This is a genomic window from Frigidibacter albus (genome assembly GCF_009908165.1).
Lineage (GTDB): Bacteria > Pseudomonadota > Alphaproteobacteria > Rhodobacterales > Rhodobacteraceae > Frigidibacter > Frigidibacter albus.
In genome coordinates, this window is the sequence record NZ_JAAAUC010000002.1 from 308,543 (window position 1) to 328,816 (window position 20,274).

Here is a 20,274-nt window from a genome sequence, read left to right on the forward strand (position 1 = left end):
TCCCCCCGCGTCGCGCTTGCGCTACACCGGCCGCCATGTTGCCGACCGACACCCTTGACCAGATCACCCGCCGCTTCGAGTTTCTCGAGGCGAAGCTGAATGCCGGCGCCAGCCCGGCCGAGATTGCCATCCTCAGCCGGGAATATTCCGAACTGAAGCCGGTGGTGACTGAGATCGCCGCCTGGCGGCAGGCGGTGACCGATCTGGCCGAGGCCGAGGCGATGCTGGCCGATCCCGAGATGCGGGCCTTGGCCGAGGACGAGATCCCGGTGCTGAAGGCGCGCATTCCCGGCATGGAGGACCGCCTGCGCCTGGCGCTGCTGCCGCGCGATGCCGCCGATGCGCGCCCGGCGATCCTCGAGATCCGTCCGGGCACGGGGGGCGAGGAGGCGGCGCTGTTCGCCGGGGATCTCTTGCGCATGTATCAGCGCCATGCCGAGGCGCAGGGCTGGCGCTTCCAGATGCTGGAACTGTCGGAAACCGAGCTTGGCGGCGTCAAGGAGGCGATGGCGCGGATCGAGGGCGAGGGGGTCTTTGCCCGGCTCAAATACGAATCCGGCGTGCACCGGGTGCAGCGGGTGCCCGAAACCGAAAGCGGCGGGCGCATCCATACCTCGGCGGCGACGGTGGCGGTGCTGCCCGAGGCCGAGGAGGTGGATATCGACATCCCGGCAACCGACATCCGCATCGACACCATGCGCGCCAGCGGCGCCGGCGGCCAGCATGTCAACACCACCGATTCGGCGGTGCGGCTGACGCATATCCCGACGGGCATCGTGGTGACCAGTTCCGAGAAATCCCAGCACCAGAACCGCGCCAATGCGATGGCGGTGCTGCGGGCCCGGCTTTACGATCTGGAGCGGAGCCGGATGGACACCGCCCGCGCCGCCGACCGCAAGGCGCAGGTCGGGTCTGGCGACCGGTCCGAGCGGATCCGCACCTACAACTTCCCGCAAGGGCGGATGACCGACCACCGCATCAACCTGACGCTCTATTCGCTGGACAGGATCATGGGCGGCGATCTGGCCGAGATCATCGACGCGCTGGTGGCGCAGGATCAGGCCGAGAAGCTGGCGGCGCTGGAGGCGGGGGCGTGAGCGGCTGGCCGGGCAGGGGGGCGCTGCCCCCCGTCTGCTGCGCAGACTCCCCCCGGGATATTTGGGAAAAGGCAAAGGGCACGAGGTCGTGACCGGGGCTGAGGCGCTTCGCGCGGCTGTGGCGCGGCTTGCCGCGGCGGGGGTGGCGGATGCGCCGCGGGATACGCGGCGGCTGCTGGCGCACGCGATGGGGATCGGAGCGGATCGGCTGCTGCTGCACCTTGGGGAAGCGCTGAGCCCCTCAGTGGCGGCAGCGTTCGAGCTTGCGGTGGCGGCGCGGGCGGCGCGGCAGCCGGTGTCGCAGATCACCGGAAGCCGGCTGTTCTGGGGCCGGGCGTTCCGGGTGACGCGCGACACGCTCGACCCGCGGCCCGAGACGGAATGCCTGATCGCGGCGGCGCTGGAGCGGCCCTTTGCCCGGGTGCTGGACCTTGGCACCGGCACTGGGTGCATCGTGTTGACGCTGCTGGCGGAACGGCCGGCGTCGCGGGGGGGGGGCACGGACCTGTCGCAGGCGGCTTTGGCGGTGGCGGCGGGGAATGCCGCGGATCTGGGGCTGGCGGATCGGGTGGAGTTCGTGGCCTCGGACTGGTTCACCGGGGTGGAGGGGCGCTTCGATCTGATCGTGTCGAACCCGCCCTATATCACCGAGTGTGAGATGGCCTCGCTGGCCCCCGAGGTGCGCGACTGGGAGCCGCATCTGGCGCTGACCCCGGGCGGTGACGGGCTGGACGCCTACCGCGCCATTGCGGCGGGGGCAGGCGGACATCTGGCGCCGGGCGGGCGGCTGCTGGTCGAGATCGGGCCCGCGCAGGGCGCGGCGGTGGCAGCGCTGTTCGCGGCGGCGGGGCTCAGCCAGATCCGGGTGCTGCCCGATCTGGACGGTCGCGACCGGGTCGTCAGCGCCGAGGCGCCCTGACGTTCCGCGGCGATGCGTCGCATTCTTCGCAAGAACACGGCGTTTTGCGCGCTTTTCCCAAGTTTCTGCTTGCCTCATGCCCGGTGCCATGCTTACACAGGCCTTGTGACGGAGGGGCAACAAGGCCCCCCGCGCGCTCCGCCACCACCGCATCGCCCGTTCTTCCGCGCAACCATCACGTTCGGATGCGCCGGGCCGAAGCAGGGAAACCGGCCGGGGCTGTCAGCCGCAAAAGCCAGACGAATGGCGCGTCCACAAAGCCGCCAAGGCTCGCAACAAGCGAAAGCACATGAGATCATCCAAGTCCCGTTCGCGTTCCAAGTCGAACCGTCAGCGCACGCTCGGCAATATCATTAACCGCGTCTTCGACAGTTCGGGACCCGAGGGCAAGGTGCGTGGCACCCCCCAGCAGATCATCGACAAATACCTGATGCTGGCGCGCGATGCCCAGCTGTCGAATGACCGCGTGGCCGAGCAGAACTTCCTGCAGCACGCCGAGCATTACACGCGGATGCTGGGCGAGGCGACGCGCGAGATGGGCCAGGAGCAGCGCGCCCAGCAGGGCGGCCAACCGGGGTATAACCCGGGCCAGCAGCAGCCGCAGCAGGGCCAGAACGGGAATGGCCAACACGGTGGCCAGAACGGTGGTCAGAACGGTGGCGGCCAGAATGGCAATGGCGGGCAAGAGCGCTACGCCGATGCCGGGGGGCAGGACCGGGGCCAGCAGCAGGATCGTGGCCAGCAGGACAGGAACCAGCAGGACCGTGGCCAGCAGGACCGTGGCCAGCAGGACCGGGGTCAACAAGATCGCAACCAGCAGGACCGCAACCAGCAGGACCGCAACCAGCAGGACCGCAACCAGCAGGACCGCAACCAGCAGGACCGCAACCAGCAGGACCGCAACCAGCAGGACCGGGGTCAGCAGGACCGCAACCAGGGCGGCCAGCAGGACCGGACCCGTGACCCGCGCGGCGAGCAGCGCAATGACCGGCCGCAGCGCGAGCGCGCGGCCGAGCCGATGACCGATCCGCGCGAGGATGGTGAAGACAGCGGCCTGGTGGAAACGCCGGAAATGCGCCCGCAGCAGCCGCGCCGCGAGCGCGCTCCGCAGGGCGAACGCCGCGCGCCGCGGGGCCCCAAGCCTCAGGGCGAGGTCGCAGCCGAGCCGCGTGCCGACCCCCGTGCCGCCGAGCCGAAGGCCGAACAGCCGCAGCCCGTGCCAGCCGCCGAGCCGACGGATGTGCGGCGCGAGCTGACCCGTCTGGCGCAGCCCGAGGCGGAACCCGTGAAGGCACCCAAGCCCCGCGCCCCGCGCAAGCCCCGTGCCAAGCCGGCCGAGGACAGCAGCGCGCGCGCCGAGGATACCTCCTCGGCCGAGTGATCGGTGCTCTGCTGATATGAACGACAAGGCCCCCTTTCGGGGGCCTTTTCCATGCGCGATGTTTGGCGAAAGCGCCTCCCTGCGCCTCAGCCCGCCGCCACGATCCGCGCCAGCAGGCAGAACGCCTCCAGCCCGATCTCTTCGGCCCGCGCGGTGGGCGGGATGCCGGCCGCCTCGAGCTTGGCCTCGATGCCCGGGGACACGCCCTTCAGGCTGACGCGCAGCATCTTGCGGCGCTGGTTGAAGCCCGCCGCCACGATCCGGTTCAGCACCGCGCCATCGGCTTCAAAGCGTGGCGCGGGCAGGGCGGTCAGATGCACCACCGCCGAATGCACCTTGGGCGCGGGGGTAAAGGCCTCGGGCGGCAGCGTCATCACGATCCGCGCGTCGCAGCGCCACTGCGCCAGCAGCGCCAGCCGCCCGTAGGCCTTCGATCCGGGCTTGGCCACGATCCGCTCGGCGACTTCCTTCTGGAACATCAGCGTCAGGCTGGACCAGGCCGGCGGCCAGGCGGGCGGCGTCAGCCAGCGCACCAAAAGCTCGGTGCCGACATTGTAGGGCAGGTTCGCCGCGACCTTCCAGGGCGCGGTCAGATGCGGCGCAAGGTCCATGTCCAAAGCGTCGCCGTGCAGCACTGTCAGCCGCCCGGGATAGGCCGCCGCGATCTCGGCCAGCGCCGGCAGGCAGCGCGCGTCCTTTTCCACCGCGACCACATGGCGCGCGCCCTCGGCCAGCAGCCCGCGGGTCAGCCCGCCGGGGCCGGGGCCGACCTCCAGCACGTCATGCCCGGCCAGATCGCCGGCCAGCCGGGCGATCTTGGCGGTCAGGTTCAGGTCCAGCAGGAAGTTCTGCCCCAGCTGCTTCTTCGCGCTCAGCTCATGCGTGGCAATCACGTCCCGCAAAGGCGGCAACCCGTCGATCGTTGCCATCAGAACGCCCCGCCCGAAAACCCTGCAACTTCTTGCTGGCTGAAATATCCTCCGGGGGTCCGGGGGTGGAAAACCCCCGGCCTCTCCACCCGCGCGCGGGCGATCATTCCGAAGCCCGGGCCGCAGCCATGTCTGTCGCCATCCGCAGCGCCGCGATCAGGCTGGAGGGATCGGCGACGCCGGTGCCCGCGATGTCGAAGGCGGTGCCATGATCGGGCGAGGTGCGGATGAAGGGCAGCCCCAGCGTGATGTTCACCCCGCCGGCGAAATCCAGCGTCTTGATCGGGATCAGCGCCTGATCGTGATACATGCAGATCGCCGCGTCATATTTCGCCCGCGCGGCCGGGTGGAACATGGTGTCGGCGGGCAGCGGGCCCGAGACGGCATATCCCTCGGCGCGCAGCGCCGCGATCACCGGGGCGATGCGGTCGATCTCTTCGAAGCCCATGGCGCCGCCCTCGCCGGCATGGGGGTTGAGGCCCGCCACGGCCATGCGTGGGCCTTCGATGCCAAAATCCCGCTCCAGCGCGGCATGGGTGATGCGGATCGTGTCCGACAGCAGCTCGGCGGTCAGCAGCCGCGGCACTTCGGACAGCGCGACATGGATCGTCACCGGCACCACCCGCAGGTCGGGGCAGGCCAGCATCATCACCACCCGGTCGACCCCCGCCAGATGCGCAAGGTATTCGGTATGGCCGGGATGGGCGAAACCAGCGCCATCCTTCAGCGCCTTCTTGGAGATCGGCGCGGTGCAGACGGCAGCGGCCTGACCGCGCCCGACGAGCTGCACGGCGCGGGCGATCACTTCGATCACCGCGGCGGCATTCTGCGGCGTCGGCGTGCCGGGGACGGCTGCGGCGGGGAAGGGATGCGCCAGCACCGGCAGCGCGTGGCCGGCGACCGAGAAAGCATCTTCCGGCGCGTCGATCAGCTGATGCGGGGCGCCCTGCGGCAGATGCGCGGGATCGCCGATCCAGAAGAACGGCAACCGGGCGCGCAGATGCTCCCAGGCCTTGACGGCGATCTCGGGGCCGATGCCGGCGGGTTCCCCGCAGGTCAGGGCCACCGGCAAGGTGCGGGGCATGCTCACGGGTACCGGATCGAGGCCTCGGCGCGCAGCTCGGCCATATAGGCCTCGGCGAAGGCCACCAGCCGCTCGTTCTGCAGCCGGGCGCGAACCTGGTCGCGCGGCACGGTCTTGGTATCGAGCAGCGGCCCGCGCGAGCACAGCATCAGCACCATCAGCGCATCGCCGCGAGTCAGCGCGGTGGAGATCTCGCCGGGATCGAGGCGCGACAGCTCGGCGCGCAGATCGGCGGGCAGCGCCGAAGAGGGCTGGGTCTGCACCAGCAGCCGGTCGGCCGAGACGCCGCTGGCCACGCCATAAAGGTCATCGCAGGTATCCACCCGGGCGCGGAGCTTCGCCGCCTCGGCCAGCGCGGCCTCGGAGCGCCCGCCGGGCAGCAGGATCTGGGCATATTCCAGCGCCTCGACGCCCGCGGGCAGCGGGGAGGGCGCATCGGCGCGTTCATGTAGCAGGAACATCGCATAGGCGCCGGGGCTGACCTGAACCGGGGCGGAAATCTGACCGGGCGACAGGGCGGCAACGCGGCCGCGCACCTGATCGGGCAGGCTGTTCAGCGCCATCCAGTCCAGCTGGCCGCCCTCTTCGCGCGTCGCGGCCGTCGAATACTGCCGGGCGGCGGTGTCAAAGCTGGCCTCGGTGGTGGCGATCACCGCCACGCGCTCGGCCAGGATCCGGGCGCGGGCATCCTCTTCGGGGGCGCGGCGGATGATGATCTCGGACAGCAGCACGCGCGGTCCCTGCGGGATCTCGTCGCCAAATCCCTGCTCGGTGATCGCGGTCTCGACCTCGGCATCGGTGACGCGGCTGCGGCCGGCAAAGCGGGCGCGCACCACGTCGCGCCAGACGATGCCGGCGGCCACGAAATCGCGGAAGGTTTCGGCCGACACCCCGGCCTTCTGCAACTCGGCCACGAACTGCTCGGCGGTCAGATTGGCGCGGCTGGCGAATTCTTCCATCCCCGCCGTCACCTGCTCGGCATTCGCCTCCATGCCCATCGACTTGGCGGCGTCGGAGCGCAGCCGGTCATCGATCAGCGCGTCGAGCGCGCCCTCGATCATCTCGGGCGGGGCGTTCAGCAGGGTCAGGAACAGGCGGCGCTGCTGCAGCTCGAAATCTGTGATCGCGCTGTCATTGACGAAGACCTGCGCGGCGAACTGTCCGCCCTGCGCAAGGGCCGGGGCCGAACAAAAAGCGAAGGCCGCAACCGCGAGGGCCGGAAATGTAAGGAAATTGCGCATCGGTCGGGTCCGTCCTGCTCTGATCCTGTCGTTGCCGTCCGCGCCTTGCCGGGTCTCAGCCGCCGCAGCTGCGGCGCGCCGCAACTGCCCGATTGCCCGAGCCGAAGCCGTTCAGCACCACCGAAAGGTCGATATCGGTGGTGGGGCGTACACTAGTCGAGGATGTGAAGCGGCGCGAGAGGGAAAGATCGAAGGTGACGCATTCGGTCGCATATTGCAGGCCAAGCCCGGCGCGGGCGGCCCTTTCCGCCTCGAAATCATAGCGGGTTTCCAGCGCGGCAGCCCAGGCATCGGTGATCGCCCAGTCTGCGTCCAGCGTCCATTCCGAGGTCGGAACGGTGCGGGCCTCGGCCAGATCCTCCTCGAGCCAGATATAGGACGATCCGATGCCATAGCTGTCCGTGCGCCAGGACAGCCGCAATTCCTCACGCGAGAGGTCGAGGTCATCGTCGAAGATCGCGCGGTTGGTGACGGTCAGCCCGCCGGCCCCGGCATATTGCGTGGCCAGCAGCCAGTCCGAGGTGGCGCCATCGAGGCCGCTGGAGGTGTTGAACTGGCCAAGGTTCTCGGGCCGCACCACCCGCCCCAGCGTCAGCCCGAGCGAGCTGCCATCGCTGGCCTGCCGGGTGACGGAAAAGCCAAGGTTGGCGCGCAGCCCGGCCTCATGCGCGTCGGCGCCGGGGAAGCGGTCGAGCGAGAAGAGGTTGCCCTCGTCGAACTCCACCAGCACGGAATCCTCGTTGGGCACCACGTCATCGGCGGCGCTCTCGGGGCTCCAGCCGACCTGCACGACCGGTTCGACCACCCAGGAGGCGCCGCCTGCGGTGCCGGCACGCATGAACGGCCAGCGCAGCTCGACGGCCGCCGCCGGGATCACCCGGGTGACGTTGCGGTCATAGGCCGGATCCTGGCTGATACGGTAGATATCGGCGGTGATCTCGGTCAGGCCGGCAAAGAGCATGCCGTTGTCCATCACCCAGTTGCGCCGCCAGTCGGCCCGGATCGAGGCGCGGGCGACATCGCGGCCATCGACCACGCCGTCGCCATTGGCGTCGGTCTCCTCGTCCGACCAGCGGCGGTGGCTGTGGGTCTGGAAGCGCAGCCCGCCCTCGCCGCCGATCAGCGCCGGGGCAAAGCGCCGGTGCCAGGTCACGTCGCTGATCAGCGTCGGCAGCGTCGAATTGTCCTCGCTATCGCGGAGCGAGCGGTAATTGACCACGCGGCCGATGATATATTCGTTGCGCCGGGTGCGGGTGATCTCCACCCCCGTTTCCAGGCGGTCCTTGTTGTCGAGCCCGTAATCGCTGGGATAGGCCTCGTCCGACACCGTCTCCAGCCCGAAATTCAGCCGGTAGCCTTGGGGCAGGGCGAAGCTTCCGGTGCCGTAGAGATAGGCGCGGGTGCCGTCCTCCAGATCGTCGCGGCTGACGGCGCCGTTCATCTCTATGCTGCCGGTGCGGAAGGCCTGGCGATAGCGCAGTTCCACCGTCCGCGTCGCGCTGGTCGAGACATAGGGGATGACGGTCAGGTCGCGGCTGTCGCCGATCGGGATGAAGTAGGGCAGCTTGATCCCGGTGCCGAGGCCGGTGGTGGTGCGGATGCTGGGGATCAGGAACCCGGGCGAGCGGTCCAGTGTCGGGTCGGGCATCCGCAGCATCGGGAACCAGAACACCGGCACGCCGACCACCCGGAACTGGGCATTGTCGAAGTAGAGCTGCTGGCCCACCTCGTCATGCACCACGCGGCTGGCGCGGATCTCCCACAATGGGATCGGGTTGCTGGCGCAGACCTCGCAGGACGAGGCGCGCACCCGCGTGGCGCGGTTGTAGCGGCCTGATACCCGCGAGATTTCGGCGGCGGCGATCTGCAGCTGGCGGTCCAGCACGATCCGCGCGCCGGTGAGGATGCCATCGGTCAGGTCGGCCGACAGCTCGGCCGCCGAGGCGAGAAGGATCGTCGCGCCGCCATTCTCGACGAGGGTGATCGGCCCCTCGATCTGCAGCCGTTCGGTGGTGGGGTCATAGACCAGGCTGCCGGCGGTCATCCGCGCGCTGCCGTGGAACACCTCGACCGAGCCGGCCGCCGTCAGCCGCCCCTCGGCATCGATGAACACGGTGTCGGCGACCAGCGTGGCGGGGGCCTCGGTGCCTTGCGCCTGCGCCACCGCAAGGGGCGACAGGCTCAGCGCCAGCGGCGACACGCTCAGCGCCAGGGTGGCGGCAAGGGCCTTGAACGCGCGGCGCATCAGCCATCCTCCAGGTGCAGCAACAGCCCAAGCGAGAACAGCACCGCCGCGGCTGGCGGGCTCCAGGCGGCAAGCGCCACCGGAATCTGCCCGTTCTCTCCCAACACTTGCGCGAAATTGCGCAGGAAGAAAATTGCGAAACCGGCGCCCATCGCAAAAAGCACCATCACGCCAGTACGGCCAAAGCGGGCATGGCGCATGGTGAAGCCCGCCCCCAGCAGCACCATTGCGGCCAGCAGCAGCGGCAGAGCCAGTTCCATCTGCAGCCAGACCGCGTGCTTGCGCGCCGAAAAGCCCGCCGCCTCCAGCCCGCCTATGAAGGCCGGCAGGTCCCAGATCGGGATCGAGGAGGGGGTGCCGAAACTGTCGCGGATGCGGTCGGCGGTCAGGTCGGACGGCACGGTCAGCGTGTCATGGAACTGCGCGTCGCGCTCGGGGTTCTCGGCCTCTCCCAACTGCCATTCCTTGACGTTCTGCAAGGTCCAGGCGCCATCCGCCAGCCGGGCGCTTTCCGCCTCCAGCCGCAGGGTCGGCCCGGCCTCTGGCGCGAAGGACAGGAAGGTCGCACCGAACAGCTCTGTCCCGTCGAGGTTGGCGCGGTCGGCGCGGATCACCGATTGGCCCTCGGGCCCGCCCTGGCGCAGCCACAGCCCCTCGCGGCTGATCGACAGCACGGACTGCTCGCCCAGCTTGTAGCGCGAGGCCTGCACCTCATACTGTTTCGAGGTGGCGGCGACGATGGGGTTCATCACCGCCACCGCCAGCGCGCCGATCAGCAGCGCGGTAACCACCGGCGCCACCAGCGTGCGCAGGGCGGATCGGCCGGCGGCACGGATGACCACCAGTTCGGACGAGCGGGCGAGGGCGAGGAACAGCGCGATGGTCGCCAGGATCACCACCAGCGGCAAGATGTGATAAAGCCCCGCCGGCACGTTCAGCGCCGCCAGCCAGGCCGCCGCCCCAAGCCCGCCGCCTGTTTCAAAGCGCCGCACCTGCTCGACCATGTCCACCATGAACATGATCCCGAAGAACACGCCGAAGACGCCCAGGAACATGGTGGCAAAGCGGCGCGCGATATAGAAGGAAAGGGTCATGCCGCGGCCTCCGCCACGGGGCCGCGTCGCCCGCCGATCCGCCGCGGCCGGGCGGCCAGCCACAGCAGGCCCGCCGTCAGCGCCGAGCCCACCACCACCGGCAGATAGACCAGCGGCCACAGCGCCTCGTCGCTCTGCGCGGCGCTCGCCCCGACATTGGCCAGCATCTGCACCACGATCAGCAGAACCACCGCCACCCCGATCTGCCGCCAGACGCCGAACCGGCTGAAGCTGCCGGTCAACAGCGCCGAGAAGCCGATCACCGCGAAGATGGCGGCGGTCAGCGGTTGGGCAAAGCGCGAATGCCCCTCGGCCAGGAATACCTCCCGCGGCTGGCGCGTGATCTCCATCAGATCGGGGGTGGGGAACAGCAGCGCCTGGGTGGAGAATTCGCGCAGATCGCGGCGGCGGGTACCGGCCTCGGTGATCAGCGCGCCGATGTCATAGGTGAAATCGTCGAAGCGGGTCACGAACAGGCGGTTGCCCTCGGCCTGCAGGGTCTGGGCCATGCCCTCGAACATCACCAGCTTGGGCCCGGTCTCGGCCCGGATCAGCAGGGCGCGTTCGGCGGTATAGGTGGTGGTCTGCGTCTCGGCCCGCGCATCGGACAGGTAGATGTCCAGCAACTCTCCGTTGAGGGTGATTTCGCGGATGTAAAGCGTGATGCCCGCCGCCGGGTGCTGGAAACTGCCATCGACCAGGAATTGCGCGGTGATGTTCTCGGCAATCTCGGTGCGCCGCTCGGCAAGCCCGGTGCGGCTGGCGGGCACCAGCACATGCGTCAGCACCGAGAGCAGCAGCGCCACGATCAGCCCGAAGGCAAGGGCCGGCCGCGCCAGCCGCCAGGGCGAGAATCCGGTCGCCTGCATCACGACGAGCTCGCTTTCGGCAGACAGGCGGTTGGTGACATAGACCGCGGCGGCAAAGGCCGAGACCGGCAGCACCATGCGGATCACGTTGGGCAAGGTCAGCAGGCTGAATTCGAGGAAGACCCAGGCCGACTGGCCATCGGCGATCAGCTGTTCGAACAGCCGCACGGCCTGGTTGATCCAGTAGACCGAGACCAGCACGAGCGAGAAGAAGCCGAACAGCGTCAGCAGTTGCGACAGCAGGTATCTGTCGAATCTGGACACCTGTGCTGTCTCCCCCGCTGGTCTGGCCCCTCCCTAGCCCAATCGCCGGGCCGGGAAAACTGGTATCTGGCCAAGCCCGGGCGGGCGGGCTAGTGTCCGGCAAAACCCCGCCCGCCGCCGGAGGCCGCCCCTCGCCCCCTCCGGCCGGGCCGCCCGCCGGGCAAGCCGGACCGCCACCCAAGGCACCCAGATTTCAGACCGCAGAGCAAAGGCAGCCCCATGACCGCACCCGTCGCCATCCATTTTCGCGAAACCGATGTCGAGGCGCTGGCCGGCCATGCCGGGCGCATCGCCGTGCTGCTGCCCGAGGGCGGCGCGCTTGACACCGGCGCCAAGCGGCTGGACCGGGCGATGAAGGGGGCGCTGTCGCGCTATGCCGCCAGCCCCGCCTTCGGCAAGCTGAAGGCGGGCGAGGGAGCCGATCTTGGCTATCCGGCGGGCCTTGCGGCCGAGGCGGTGCAGGTGATCCGGCTGGACCGCAAGGCCAGCGTCGAGGACGCCCGCAAGGCCGGCGCCGCCATCGGCAAGACCCTGACCGAGGCGGGCGCGCTGGTGCTGGCCGGCAATCACCCGCGCGCCGCCGAGATCGCGCTTGGCCTTGCGCTGCGGGCCTATGACTTCACCGCCCACAAGACCGCAGAGCCGAAGCTGCTTGGCGAGGTCACCTTCATGGTCGCCAAGCCCGAGGCGGTGGCGGCCGAGGCGCGCCCGATGGCGGCGCTGGCCGAGGGCGTGTTCTTCACCCGCGACCTGATCAACGAACCGGCCAACGTGCTGACCACCTATGACTTCGCGGCCCGGCTGGCGGCGATGCACGAGCTTGGGCTCGATGTCGAGATCCTCGAGGAAGAGGAGCTGGTGAAACTGGGCATGGGCGCGCTCGTCGCCGTCGGCATGGGCTCGGAAAGCCCCTCCAAGGTCGTGGTCATGCAGTGGAACGGCGGCGGGGACGAGCCGCCACTGGCGCTGGTCGGCAAGGGCGTGGTGTTCGACACCGGCGGGATTTCCATCAAGCCCGCGGGCGGCATGGAAGAGATGACGATGGACATGGGCGGCGCCGGCGTGGTCGCGGGGGTGATGCGCACGCTGGCGCTGCGCGGGGCGAAGGCCAATGTCGTCGGGATCGTCGGGCTGGTCGAGAACATGCCCGACGGGCGCGCGCAGCGCCCCGGGGATGTGGTCCGCTCGATGAAGGGCGACACCATCGAGGTCATCAACACCGATGCGGAAGGGCGGTTGGTGCTGGCCGATGTGCTCTGGTACGCGCAGGACCGCTTCAAGCCCTCGGGCGTGATCGACCTGGCCACGCTGACCGGCGCGATCATCATCGGGCTGGGGCATGAGAATGCCGGCGTCTTCTCCAACAACGACGCCTTCGCGGGGGCCTTCCTCAAGGCCGCGAAGGCCGAAGGCGAGGGCGCCTGGCGGATGCCGATGGGCGCGGCCTATGATGCCAAGCTGAAATCCCGCATCGCCGACATGATGAACGTGGGCGGGCGCCCCGGCGGCGCGATCACCGCGGCGCAGTTCCTGGCGCGGTTCATCCAGGACGGGATGCCCTGGATCCACCTCGACATCGCCGGGGTGGCGCTGCCGCCGTCGGAAACCGCGCTGGCCCCGAAGGGCGCCAGCGGCTGGGGGGTGATGGCGCTGAACCGGCTGATCCAGGATGGCTATGAGCCGGCCGACAAGGGCTGAGGTCTCATGCCGGCCCTCTTCTACCAGCTGACCCGCTCTACCCTCGAGCAGACGGCCGAGACGATCCTTGGCCGCGCGCTGAAGCAGGGCTGGCGCGTGACCCTGCGCGGCAGCGATGCTGGCGTGCTGTCGCGGCTCGATGCGGCGCTGTGGGCGGGGGATGAGGCGGGCTTCCTGCCGCATGGCCTCGCGGGCGGGCCGCATAATGCCGAGCAGCCGGTGCTGCTGACCACGGCGGGCGGGCTGCCCAACGATCCGCAGGCGCTGATGGCGATCGGCGGCGCGGCGGTGACGGCCGAGGAGGTGGCGGCATTGCAGCGGGTGTGGATCCTGTTCGACGGGCTCGATGGTGCCGCGCTGGCTGCTGCCCGGGTGCAGTGGCGCGAACTGACCGGCGCCGGGTCTTCGGCACAGTATTGGAGCGAAGAGGGCGGGGGCTGGGAGAAGAAGGCGGAGCGGTGAGTGCCTGGCCGAGGCGGGGCGCTGCCCCCGGACGTTGCCAAAGCCGGGGGCGCTGCCCCCGGACCCCCGGGATACTTTCGCCAGCAAGAAGCGGAGGGGGCGCTCGAAAGGTAGTGGCGCGCTCTCGCTGGCGTGAGGGGGGCGGCGCAGAATCACCGTGACCCCCCGCGCGGAAGCCGGTAAGCGGGGGCAGGATTGTGACAGCAGACCGGACCCCCGACATGACCGCCTTCCCGCTCGAGATCCGGCCGCTGATGCCCGAGGATGAACCGGACTGGTCCCGGCTGTGGACAGCCTATCTGGCCTTCTACAGCACGGTGTTGCCGGCCGAGGTCCATGCCTCGACCTGGGCGCGGCTGCTGGGGGACGGCGTCTATGATCCGCGCGGGATGATCGCGCGGCAGGGTGGGCAGGCGGTGGGGCTGGTGCAGTTCCTGCTGCATCGCAGTGGCTGGAAGATCGAGCATGTGACCTATCTGCAGGATCTCTATGTGGCGCCTGGCACCCGCGGCAGCGGCGTGGGCCGGGCGCTGGTCGAGGCGGTCTATGCCGAGGCGGACCGGCTGGGGGCACCGGCAGTCTATTGGCTGACCAATGAGGGCAACACCACCGCACGGCAGCTCTATGACCGGGTGGGCGTGCAATCGCCGTTCCTGCGCTACAATCGCCCGGCATGACCAGTGCCGCCCCCTTTGCCGGCCTTCGCGCGGCGCTGATTCTTGCACTGGCTTTGGCCGGATGCGCCCCGTCGGGCGCCCCTGTGTCCTCTCTGCGCGCCACGCCGGTCAGCTTCCCGAATGCCGAACCGCTGCCGCCGATGCGCCAGTTCGGCGCGACGCGGCCAATGCCGGTGCTGCGCCCGAACGCCCAGATCGCGCGGGACTTTCTGGAGCTGAGCTTCCAGATGGAGAGCGGGCGGGAGTTGCCGGTGCTGACGCGCTTCGAAGGCCCCGTCGCGCTGCATGTCACCGGCAGCGTGCCACCCACCGCCCGCGCCGATATCGACAAGCTGGCGGCGCGGCTGCGGGCCGAGGCGAGCATCCCGCTGCGCGTGGTGGCAGGCCCGGCCCCGGCCGAGGGCAATGTGATCGTGGTGGAGTTCCTGCCGCGCGCCCAGATGCAGGCGCTGGTGCCGGAGGCCGCCTGTTTCGTGGTGCCGCGCGTCAGCAGCTGGGATGAGTACCGCGCCGCCCGCCGCTCGGCCCTGCTCGACTGGGCGACGCTGACGGTGCGGCAGCGCGCGACGGTGATCGTTCCCAATGACACCTCGCCGCAGGAGATCCGCGATTGCCTGCATGAAGAGGTGGCCCAGGCGCTTGGCCCGCTGAATGACATCTACCGCCTGCCCGATACCGTGTTCAACGACGACAATTTCCACGCGGTCCTGACCGGCTTCGACATGCTGGTGCTGCGGACCTATTACGCGCCCGAACTCGCCAGCGGCATGACCCGGGCCGAGGTGGCGGCGCGGCTGCCGGGGCTGCTGGCCCGCGCCAATCCGCGCGGCGGCAGCGCGGCGCAAAGCGCGCCGGCCGATCCCACGCCGCGGGCCTGGATCGACGCGGTGGAGCGGGCGCTTGGGCCGCGCGCGTCCGACTCGGCGCGGCGGGAGGCGGCGCGGCGGGCGGTGGCGATCGCGCAGGCCTCGGGCTGGACCGATGCCCGCGCCGGCTTTGCCTGGTTCGCGCTGGCGCGGCTCAGCCTGTCGGGCGATCTGGAGACCGCGTTCACCGGCTTCCTGCGCGCGGCGCTGATCTACCGCTCGCGCCCGGGGATGGAGATTCAGGCGGCGCATGTGGACATGCAGCTGGCGGCCTTTGCGCTGTCGGCGGGGCAGGCCGAGGATACGCTGACCTTCGTGGAACGCTCGCTGCCGGTGGTGGCGCAGGCCGAGAATGCGGCGCTGCTGGCGACGCTGATGCTGCTGCGGGCCGAGGCGCTGGAGCTGCTGGGGCGCGCCTCCGAGGCGCGGGAGGTGCGGCTGGACGCGATGGGGTGGGCGCGCTATGGCTTCGGGCCAGAGCTTGAGGTGCGCCGCCGGGTGGCGGAGATCGCGGCGCTGTCGCCGCGGGCGCGGATGGCTGCCGCGGCGCAATGACCCGGCGCAGGAAAGGACTGACTGCATGATCGTGCTGGCCGGATTCGTGATCGGGGCGCTGTGGGGCGGGCTGCTGGCGCGCAGGCGCAAGGGCACCCGTTTCGACATTGCGCAATATGCGCTGTCCTTCGGCATCGCCTTCGCGCTGCTGGCGCTGTTCCTGGCGATCTTCCTCGACCGCCTGGCCTGAGGCCCGCCGATGTTCCTGCCGTTCTTCGAGGGGCTCAGGGGACACGGGGTTCCGGTCTCTGTCCGCGAGTATCTGGCGTTTCTGGAGTCGATGCAGGCGGGCCTTGTCACCTATGACGTGGACGGCTTCTACTACCTCGCCCGCGCGATCATGGTGAAGGATGAGCGGCATATCGACCGCTTCGACCGGGCCTTTTCCGAAGCGTTTTCCGGGTTGCAGGCGCTCAGTGCCGAGCAGGTGCTGGAGGCGGTGGACCTGCCGCCCGAATGGCTGGAGAAGCTGGCCGAGAAGCTGCTGACGCCGGAGGAGAAGGCCGAGATCGCGGCGCTTGGCGGCTTCGACAAGCTGATGGAGACGCTGCGCCAGCGGCTGGAGGAACAGAAGGGCCGCCATCAGGGCGGCAGCAAATGGGTCGGCACTGCCGGAACCTCGCCCTTCGGCGCCTATGGCTACAACCCCGAGGGCGTGCGGATCGGCCAGGAGGGCAGCCGCCACCAGCGCGCGGTCAAGGTCTGGGACAAGCGCGAGTTCCGCGATTTCGACGACCAGGTGGAGCTTGGCACCCGCAACATCAAGGTGGCGCTGAAACGCCTGCGCAAATGGGCCCGCGACGGCGCGCATGAGGAGCTGGACCTGCCGGGCACCATCCGCTCGACCGCCGAGCAGGGCTATCTGGATGTGAAGACCCGGCCCGAGCGGCGCAATGCGGTGAAGGTGCTGCTGCTGCTGGATGTCGGCGGGTCGATGGACGCACATGTGCAGGCGGTGGAAGAGCTGTTCTCGGCGGCGCGGGCCGAGTTCAAGCATCTGGAGGCCTATTACTTCCACAACTGCCTCTATGAGGGGCTGTGGCGCGACAACAAGCGCCGCTGGAACGCGCAGATCCCGACGCTGGAGGTGCTGCGCACCTATGGGGCCGACTACAAATGCGTGATCGTCGGCGATGCGTCGATGTCGCCCTACGAGATCCTGCATCCGGGCGGTGCCAATGAGCATTGGAACCCCGAGGCCGGCGAGGTCTGGCTGAAGCGCGCGCGCGAGGCCTGGCCCGCGCATGTCTGGCTGAACCCGCTGCCAGAGCGGATGTGGGGCTACACGCAGTCGGTGCAGATCATCAGGGCGCAGTTCGAGGAGCGGATGTTCCCGCTGACGCTGGACGGGATTACCCGGGCGATGAAGGCTTTGGGTTAGAGCCGCGCCAGCGCGGGGGTGAGGTCGCCATAGCCCGTCAGCCGCCGCACATAGCGGAGCCCCAGCCGCGCCGCGCAGTCCGCCGCCTTGGCATCGAGGACCGGATCGTCGGTCTGGGCTTGATAGACCAGCCGGTCATAATTCCCGAAATACATCCCGCGCAGCTCGGGATGCCGGTCGAGACCCAAGGGCCGCCAGACGAAGGCGTCGAACTGGCGCACGAGGAAATCGGTGAGGTAGAAGGCCCCCATCTCCTCCTCGGCCCGGGCAGCGAAGGCGGCATTGCCCTCGAAGAAGGCGTAGCAATGCGGGCCTTCCACCATCTCCACCCCCAGCTCGGCGCATTTCGCGGCCAGCAGCCCGCCGGTGCCGCAATCGGCATAGACCACGAACAGCTTGTCATAGTCCGCCCGGTGCTTCGCCACCGCCTCGGCCACCGCCGCGGTGATCCTGTCGGGCCAGAGATGCAGGTTTGCGGGCAGGCAGGTCAGATCCAGATGGTCCCAGCCATTCGCGGATTTCAGGTCCAGGATTTCCCGCGCCAGCGCCCCGCAGGCGATCAGCAGCACCCGGCCGACCCGCGCGGGGGGCAGGCCGGTGTCGGTCAGCACCGAGTCGGGCGGCACAGGGGCTGCCGAGACATGGCCCGGTAGGGCGGTCACCGGCGCAGGCCGCGCCAGCCAAGGATCAGGCTGGCACAGAGCGCGGCGACGCCGAGCACGGCCAGCGGCAACCCGGCAAGCGACCAGATCGCAAGTGTGGCCCCTGCTGCGGCAATCACGATCAGGGTCATGGTGGCGAAGACATGGACGGGCATCGCGGCCTCCTTTCGCAGCAATGTAGGTGCACCGCACCCGAAAGAGAAGGCGCGGCTAGCTGCGGCTGCGGTCCAGCACGGCCTGCCCACGCGGGCTCAGGCGATAGCCTGTGGCAAGGCTTTCGGTCAGGCCCTGCTCCTTCAACCAGCGGATCTGGCGCTTGAACACCTGCGTCTCCACACCGGCTTCGGCGGCAAGGTCGGGCGCACGGCGTCCGGGGTTGGCGGCGATGACGGCAAGGCGTTGCAGCGGATCGAACTCCGCACGGCGCGCGGTTTCGGCCAGGCGCGCAAGGATCGTGTCGGCCTCCTCGGCGCCTGGCACGTCCAGGCGCAGCGCGCTGCGCGGATCGGGTCCGTGGGTGAAGGCGATGCGCCAGATCGGCTCGGTGCCCTGCAGGAGCGGGTCCGCCAGCAGCGCCTCGCGGTTGGCAAAGCCGGCAAGGCGCGCATCGCTCTCGCCGATGTCGGCCTCGCGGACCGCCTCGACCATGTCGATCCGCAACTCGCCCACCGGCGTACGCTGACGGCCACCGGCCTTGGCGCGCGGCAACGCCCATCGGCGGAAGGCAACGGTGATTTCACCCTTTGCGATCCGCTGCAGGGTTTGCGCACGGAACAGCACGGCCAGGTCCCGTCAGCCGGCCAGCTGGTTGTGCTTGCGGGCGACGAAGGTCTTTGCCGTCTCCACCGCCACGGCGGCATCGCGGCAATAGGCATCGGCGCCGATCGCCCGCCCGAACTCCTCGTTCAGCGGCGCGCCGCCGACCAGCACGATATAGTCCTCGCGCAGGCCTTTCTCGACCAGCGTGTCGATCACCACCTTCATGTAGGGCATGGTGGTGGTCAGCAGCGCCGACATGCCAAGGATATCGGGCTGCTCGGCCTCCAGCGCGGCCAGGTATTTCTCGACCGAGTTGTTGATGCCAAGGTCCAGCACCTCGAAACCCGCGCCTTCCATCATCATCGCCACCAGGTTCTTGCCGATGTCGTGGATGTCGCCCTTCACGGTGCCGATCACCATCTTGCCGACGCGCGGCGCGCCGGTGGAGATCAGCAGCGGCTTGAGGATCGCCATGCCGCCCTTCATCGCATTCGCGGCCAGCAGCACTTCGGGCACGAACAGGATGCCGTCGCGGAAATCGGCGCCGACGATGGTCATCCCGGCGACCAGCGCCTTGGTCAGCACGTCATAGGGGGTCCAGCCGCGTTCCAAGAGGATGCCGACCGATTCCTCGATCTCCTCGCGCAGACCGTCATAGAGGTCGTCATGCATCTGCAGGACCAGCTCGTCATCGTCGAGCTCGGACAGGATGATCTCTTCGTCGGCCATGGCTGCTCTCCCGGCGGGCCTTGCGCGGCCCGCGTCTTGGTCCGTCATGCAGGCAAAGCCGCCGCCCCGATTGGCGGATTGCGACATTGGCCATGCCGGTTCCGACGCGGGGCATCCCGCCGGAATCATCTTGGCGGATGTTCCCTTAATGTTCTATGTTCGATCCATGACCCTGCCCCCCGCCGATCCCGCCCTGCGCCTGCGCGCCCGTGCCGCCGCCGCCAACCCGGTGGGCCGGTTCGAGCCTTATGCCCGCGCGGTGGAGCAAGATGGCTGGGACATCCCCGAGGAGGAGCGGCTGGCCCGGACCGAGGTGGCACTGGAGCGCCCGCGATCCGTGCTGACCCGCAACACCTCGCCCGACATCCCCTTCGACCGTTCCCTGAACCCTTACCGGGGCTGCGAGCATGGCTGCATCTATTGCTTTGCCCGCCCCTCGCACAGCTATCTGGGCCTCTCGCCGGGGCTGGACTTCGAGACGAAACTGGTCGCCCGCCCGACCGCGCCCGAGGTGCTGGCGCGGGAACTCTCCAAACCCGGCTACAAGGTGGCCCCCCTCGCCATCGGTACCAATACCGACCCCTACCAGCCGATCGAGGGCAAATACCGGATCATGCGCCAGATCCTCGAGGTGCTGCGCGACTTCCGCCACCCGGTCGCCATCGTCACCAAGGGCGCGCTGATCGAGCGCGACATCGACATCCTTACCGAGATGGCCAGCATGGGCCTGGCGCAGGTCGGCATTTCCATCACCACGCTGAACGAGGGTCTCTGCCGCAAGCTGGAGCCGCGGGCGCCGAGCCCCGCCCGCCGCCTGGCCGCGATCCGCGCGCTGGCTGCCGCGGGCGTGCCGGTCCGCGCCATGATCGCCCCGGTGATCCCGGTGCTGACCGATACCGAGGCCGAGGCGATCCTGGCGGCGGTGCAGGAGGCCGGGGCAGGGGCCGCGACCTGGATCCTGCTGCGCCTGCCGCATGAGGTGGCGCCGCTGTTCACCGACTGGCTGCGCCGCAACGTGCCGGGCCAGGCCGAACATGTGATGAGCCGCCTGCGCGCCATGCGCGGCGGCCGTGACAACGACCCGCGCTTTGGCAGCCGGATGAAGGGCGAGGGGGTGGAGGCGCAGCTGCTGTCGCTGCGCTTCCGGGTCGCCGCGAAACGGCTGGGGCTGGACGGGGCGCTGCCGCGGCTGGATTGCGGGGCGTTCCGGGTGCCGCCGCGGGTGGGGGATCAACTGGAGATGTTCTGAGGGCGTGCCTGCGGCCAGCGCCGGGGGCCTCCTGCCCCCGGACCCCCGGGGATATTTGGAAAAGGCAAAGGCGAAAAGGGGCGCTCCGGGGTGGCTGGCTCCCCTTGCCCTTC

General features: G+C 69.5%; 19 protein-coding genes and 1 pseudogene. 10 read left to right on the top strand and 10 right to left on the bottom strand.

Translation table 11 applies throughout. The features are described 5' to 3' along the window. The first annotated feature begins 35 nt into the window (after nt 1-35). The 3 genes and pseudogenes from prfA to GVY41_RS20680 all read left to right on the top strand — a co-directional run. Complete coding sequence (gene prfA / locus GVY41_RS04010; RefSeq protein WP_161343477.1) at nt 36-1,097, top strand: peptide chain release factor 1; 1,062 nt, start codon at nt 36-38, stop codon at nt 1,095-1,097. Nucleotides 1,098-1,185: 88 nt separating this feature from the next. Continuing rightward, nucleotides 1,186-2,016, top strand: a complete 831-nt coding sequence (gene prmC / locus GVY41_RS04015; protein WP_161343476.1) for a peptide chain release factor N(5)-glutamine methyltransferase — start codon at nt 1,186-1,188, stop codon at nt 2,014-2,016. Nucleotides 2,017-2,305: 289 nt separating this feature from the next. Further along, nucleotides 2,306-2,567: pseudogene (locus tag GVY41_RS20680) on the top strand (DUF4167 domain-containing protein); the annotation flags it as partial. 916 nt (nt 2,568-3,483) lie between these two features. Here the strand turns inward: GVY41_RS20680 and rsmA are convergent. The 6 genes from rsmA to lptF all read right to left on the bottom strand — a co-directional run bounded on the left by rsmA (nt 3,484) and on the right by lptF (nt 11,123). Beyond that, complete coding sequence (rsmA, locus tag GVY41_RS04025) at nt 3,484-4,326, bottom strand: 16S rRNA (adenine(1518)-N(6)/adenine(1519)-N(6))-dimethyltransferase RsmA (protein WP_161343475.1); 843 nt, start codon at nt 4,324-4,326, stop codon at nt 3,484-3,486. A gap of 103 nt (nt 4,327-4,429) precedes the next feature. Continuing rightward, nucleotides 4,430-5,410, bottom strand: coding sequence for a 4-hydroxythreonine-4-phosphate dehydrogenase PdxA (gene pdxA / locus GVY41_RS04030; RefSeq protein ID WP_161343474.1), 981 nt, complete (start codon nt 5,408-5,410; stop codon nt 4,430-4,432). 2 nt (nt 5,411-5,412) lie between these two features. Further along, the gene (locus GVY41_RS04035; protein WP_161343473.1) at nt 5,413-6,651 is read right to left on the bottom strand and encodes a peptidylprolyl isomerase; all 1,239 of its coding nucleotides are present in this window, start codon (nt 6,649-6,651) and stop codon (nt 5,413-5,415) included. Between the two features lie 55 nt (nt 6,652-6,706). Beyond that, a complete protein-coding gene (locus GVY41_RS04040; protein ID WP_161343472.1) occupies nt 6,707-8,896 on the bottom strand; it encodes an LPS-assembly protein LptD in 2,190 nt (729 codons plus the stop codon). Beyond that, nucleotides 8,896-9,990, bottom strand: a complete 1,095-nt coding sequence (gene lptG / locus GVY41_RS04045) for an LPS export ABC transporter permease LptG (protein WP_161343471.1) — start codon at nt 9,988-9,990, stop codon at nt 8,896-8,898. Before lptG ends, GVY41_RS04040 begins: the two co-directional genes overlap by 1 nt. After that, nucleotides 9,987-11,123 carry an LPS export ABC transporter permease LptF gene (gene lptF, locus GVY41_RS04050; RefSeq protein WP_161343470.1) on the bottom strand — a complete coding sequence of 379 codons (1,137 nt, stop codon included), beginning with the start codon at nt 11,121-11,123 and terminating at the stop codon, nt 9,987-9,989. The genes lptG and lptF overlap by 4 nt, the downstream gene beginning before the upstream one ends. Before the next feature lie 219 nt (nt 11,124-11,342). Here lptF and GVY41_RS04055 point away from each other — a divergent pair, with 219 nt between their 5' ends. From GVY41_RS04055 to GVY41_RS04075, 6 genes are all read left to right on the top strand, one after another. Beyond that, entirely contained in the window at nt 11,343-12,821 is a 1,479-nt protein-coding gene (locus tag GVY41_RS04055; RefSeq protein WP_161343469.1) for a leucyl aminopeptidase, read from the top strand. Nucleotides 12,822-12,827: 6 nt separating this feature from the next. Further along, the gene (locus GVY41_RS04060; protein ID WP_161343467.1) at nt 12,828-13,283 is read left to right on the top strand and encodes a DNA polymerase III subunit chi; all 456 of its coding nucleotides are present in this window, start codon (nt 12,828-12,830) and stop codon (nt 13,281-13,283) included. A 221-nt stretch (nt 13,284-13,504) separates the two neighbouring features. Then, nucleotides 13,505-13,960 carry a GNAT family N-acetyltransferase gene (locus GVY41_RS04065; protein WP_161343464.1) on the top strand — a complete coding sequence of 152 codons (456 nt, stop codon included), beginning with the start codon at nt 13,505-13,507 and terminating at the stop codon, nt 13,958-13,960. Then, complete coding sequence (locus GVY41_RS04070) at nt 13,957-15,381, top strand: DUF2927 domain-containing protein (protein ID WP_161343462.1); 1,425 nt, start codon at nt 13,957-13,959, stop codon at nt 15,379-15,381. The genes GVY41_RS04065 and GVY41_RS04070 overlap by 4 nt, the downstream gene beginning before the upstream one ends. A gap of 25 nt (nt 15,382-15,406) precedes the next feature. After that, nucleotides 15,407-15,571, top strand: a complete 165-nt coding sequence (locus GVY41_RS20070; RefSeq protein ID WP_163535478.1) for a hypothetical protein — start codon at nt 15,407-15,409, stop codon at nt 15,569-15,571. Nucleotides 15,572-15,580: 9 nt separating this feature from the next. Beyond that, nucleotides 15,581-16,762 carry a vWA domain-containing protein gene (locus GVY41_RS04075; protein WP_161343460.1) on the top strand — a complete coding sequence of 394 codons (1,182 nt, stop codon included), beginning with the start codon at nt 15,581-15,583 and terminating at the stop codon, nt 16,760-16,762. Here GVY41_RS04075 and GVY41_RS04080 read toward each other — a convergent pair. The 4 genes from GVY41_RS04080 to GVY41_RS04095 are packed head-to-tail and all read right to left on the bottom strand — an operon-like array spanning nt 16,759 to nt 18,912. Next, nucleotides 16,759-17,424 carry a DUF1638 domain-containing protein gene (locus tag GVY41_RS04080; protein ID WP_373283245.1) on the bottom strand — a complete coding sequence of 222 codons (666 nt, stop codon included), beginning with the start codon at nt 17,422-17,424 and terminating at the stop codon, nt 16,759-16,761. The genes GVY41_RS04075 and GVY41_RS04080 overlap by 4 nt on opposite strands. After that, nucleotides 17,421-17,579 carry a hypothetical protein gene (locus tag GVY41_RS04085; protein ID WP_161343458.1) on the bottom strand — a complete coding sequence of 53 codons (159 nt, stop codon included), beginning with the start codon at nt 17,577-17,579 and terminating at the stop codon, nt 17,421-17,423. The genes GVY41_RS04080 and GVY41_RS04085 overlap by 4 nt, the downstream gene beginning before the upstream one ends. A 55-nt stretch (nt 17,580-17,634) precedes the next feature. Then, entirely contained in the window at nt 17,635-18,204 is a 570-nt protein-coding gene (locus GVY41_RS04090) for an ASCH domain-containing protein (protein ID WP_161343455.1), read from the bottom strand. Between the two features lie 12 nt (nt 18,205-18,216). Then, nucleotides 18,217-18,912 (bottom strand): corrinoid protein, encoded by a 696-nt coding sequence (locus GVY41_RS04095; protein ID WP_161343453.1) that lies wholly within the window; start codon nt 18,910-18,912, stop codon nt 18,217-18,219. A gap of 166 nt (nt 18,913-19,078) precedes the next feature. Between GVY41_RS04095 and GVY41_RS04100 the strand changes: the two genes are divergently transcribed. Further along, the gene (locus GVY41_RS04100) at nt 19,079-20,161 is read left to right on the top strand and encodes a PA0069 family radical SAM protein (RefSeq protein WP_161343451.1); all 1,083 of its coding nucleotides are present in this window, start codon (nt 19,079-19,081) and stop codon (nt 20,159-20,161) included. Nucleotides 20,162-20,274 lie beyond the last annotated feature (113 nt).

What these genes read in the sequence shown, in the direction of transcription:
- prfA (WP_161343477.1), top strand. Translation starts at nt 36, where the DNA reads ATGTTGCCGACCGACACCCTTGACCAGATCACCCGCCGCTTCGAGTTT.
- rsmA (WP_161343475.1), bottom strand. Translation starts at nt 4,326, where the DNA reads ATGGCAACGATCGACGGGTTGCCGCCTTTGCGGGACGTGATTGCCACG.
- pdxA (WP_161343474.1), bottom strand. Translation starts at nt 5,410, where the DNA reads ATGCCCCGCACCTTGCCGGTGGCCCTGACCTGCGGGGAACCCGCCGGC.
- GVY41_RS04035 (WP_161343473.1), bottom strand. Translation starts at nt 6,651, where the DNA reads ATGCGCAATTTCCTTACATTTCCGGCCCTCGCGGTTGCGGCCTTCGCT.
- GVY41_RS04040 (WP_161343472.1), bottom strand. Translation starts at nt 8,896, where the DNA reads ATGCGCCGCGCGTTCAAGGCCCTTGCCGCCACCCTGGCGCTGAGCGTG.
- lptG (WP_161343471.1), bottom strand. Translation starts at nt 9,990, where the DNA reads ATGACCCTTTCCTTCTATATCGCGCGCCGCTTTGCCACCATGTTCCTG.
- GVY41_RS04055 (WP_161343469.1), top strand. Translation starts at nt 11,343, where the DNA reads ATGACCGCACCCGTCGCCATCCATTTTCGCGAAACCGATGTCGAGGCG.
- GVY41_RS04060 (WP_161343467.1), top strand. Translation starts at nt 12,828, where the DNA reads ATGCCGGCCCTCTTCTACCAGCTGACCCGCTCTACCCTCGAGCAGACG.
- GVY41_RS04065 (WP_161343464.1), top strand. Translation starts at nt 13,505, where the DNA reads ATGACCGCCTTCCCGCTCGAGATCCGGCCGCTGATGCCCGAGGATGAA.
- GVY41_RS04070 (WP_161343462.1), top strand. Translation starts at nt 13,957, where the DNA reads ATGACCAGTGCCGCCCCCTTTGCCGGCCTTCGCGCGGCGCTGATTCTT.
- GVY41_RS20070 (WP_163535478.1), top strand. Translation starts at nt 15,407, where the DNA reads ATGATCGTGCTGGCCGGATTCGTGATCGGGGCGCTGTGGGGCGGGCTG.
- GVY41_RS04075 (WP_161343460.1), top strand. Translation starts at nt 15,581, where the DNA reads ATGTTCCTGCCGTTCTTCGAGGGGCTCAGGGGACACGGGGTTCCGGTC.
- GVY41_RS04085 (WP_161343458.1), bottom strand. Translation starts at nt 17,579, where the DNA reads ATGCCCGTCCATGTCTTCGCCACCATGACCCTGATCGTGATTGCCGCA.
- GVY41_RS04095 (WP_161343453.1), bottom strand. Translation starts at nt 18,912, where the DNA reads ATGGCCGACGAAGAGATCATCCTGTCCGAGCTCGACGATGACGAGCTG.
- GVY41_RS04100 (WP_161343451.1), top strand. Translation starts at nt 19,079, where the DNA reads ATGACCCTGCCCCCCGCCGATCCCGCCCTGCGCCTGCGCGCCCGTGCC.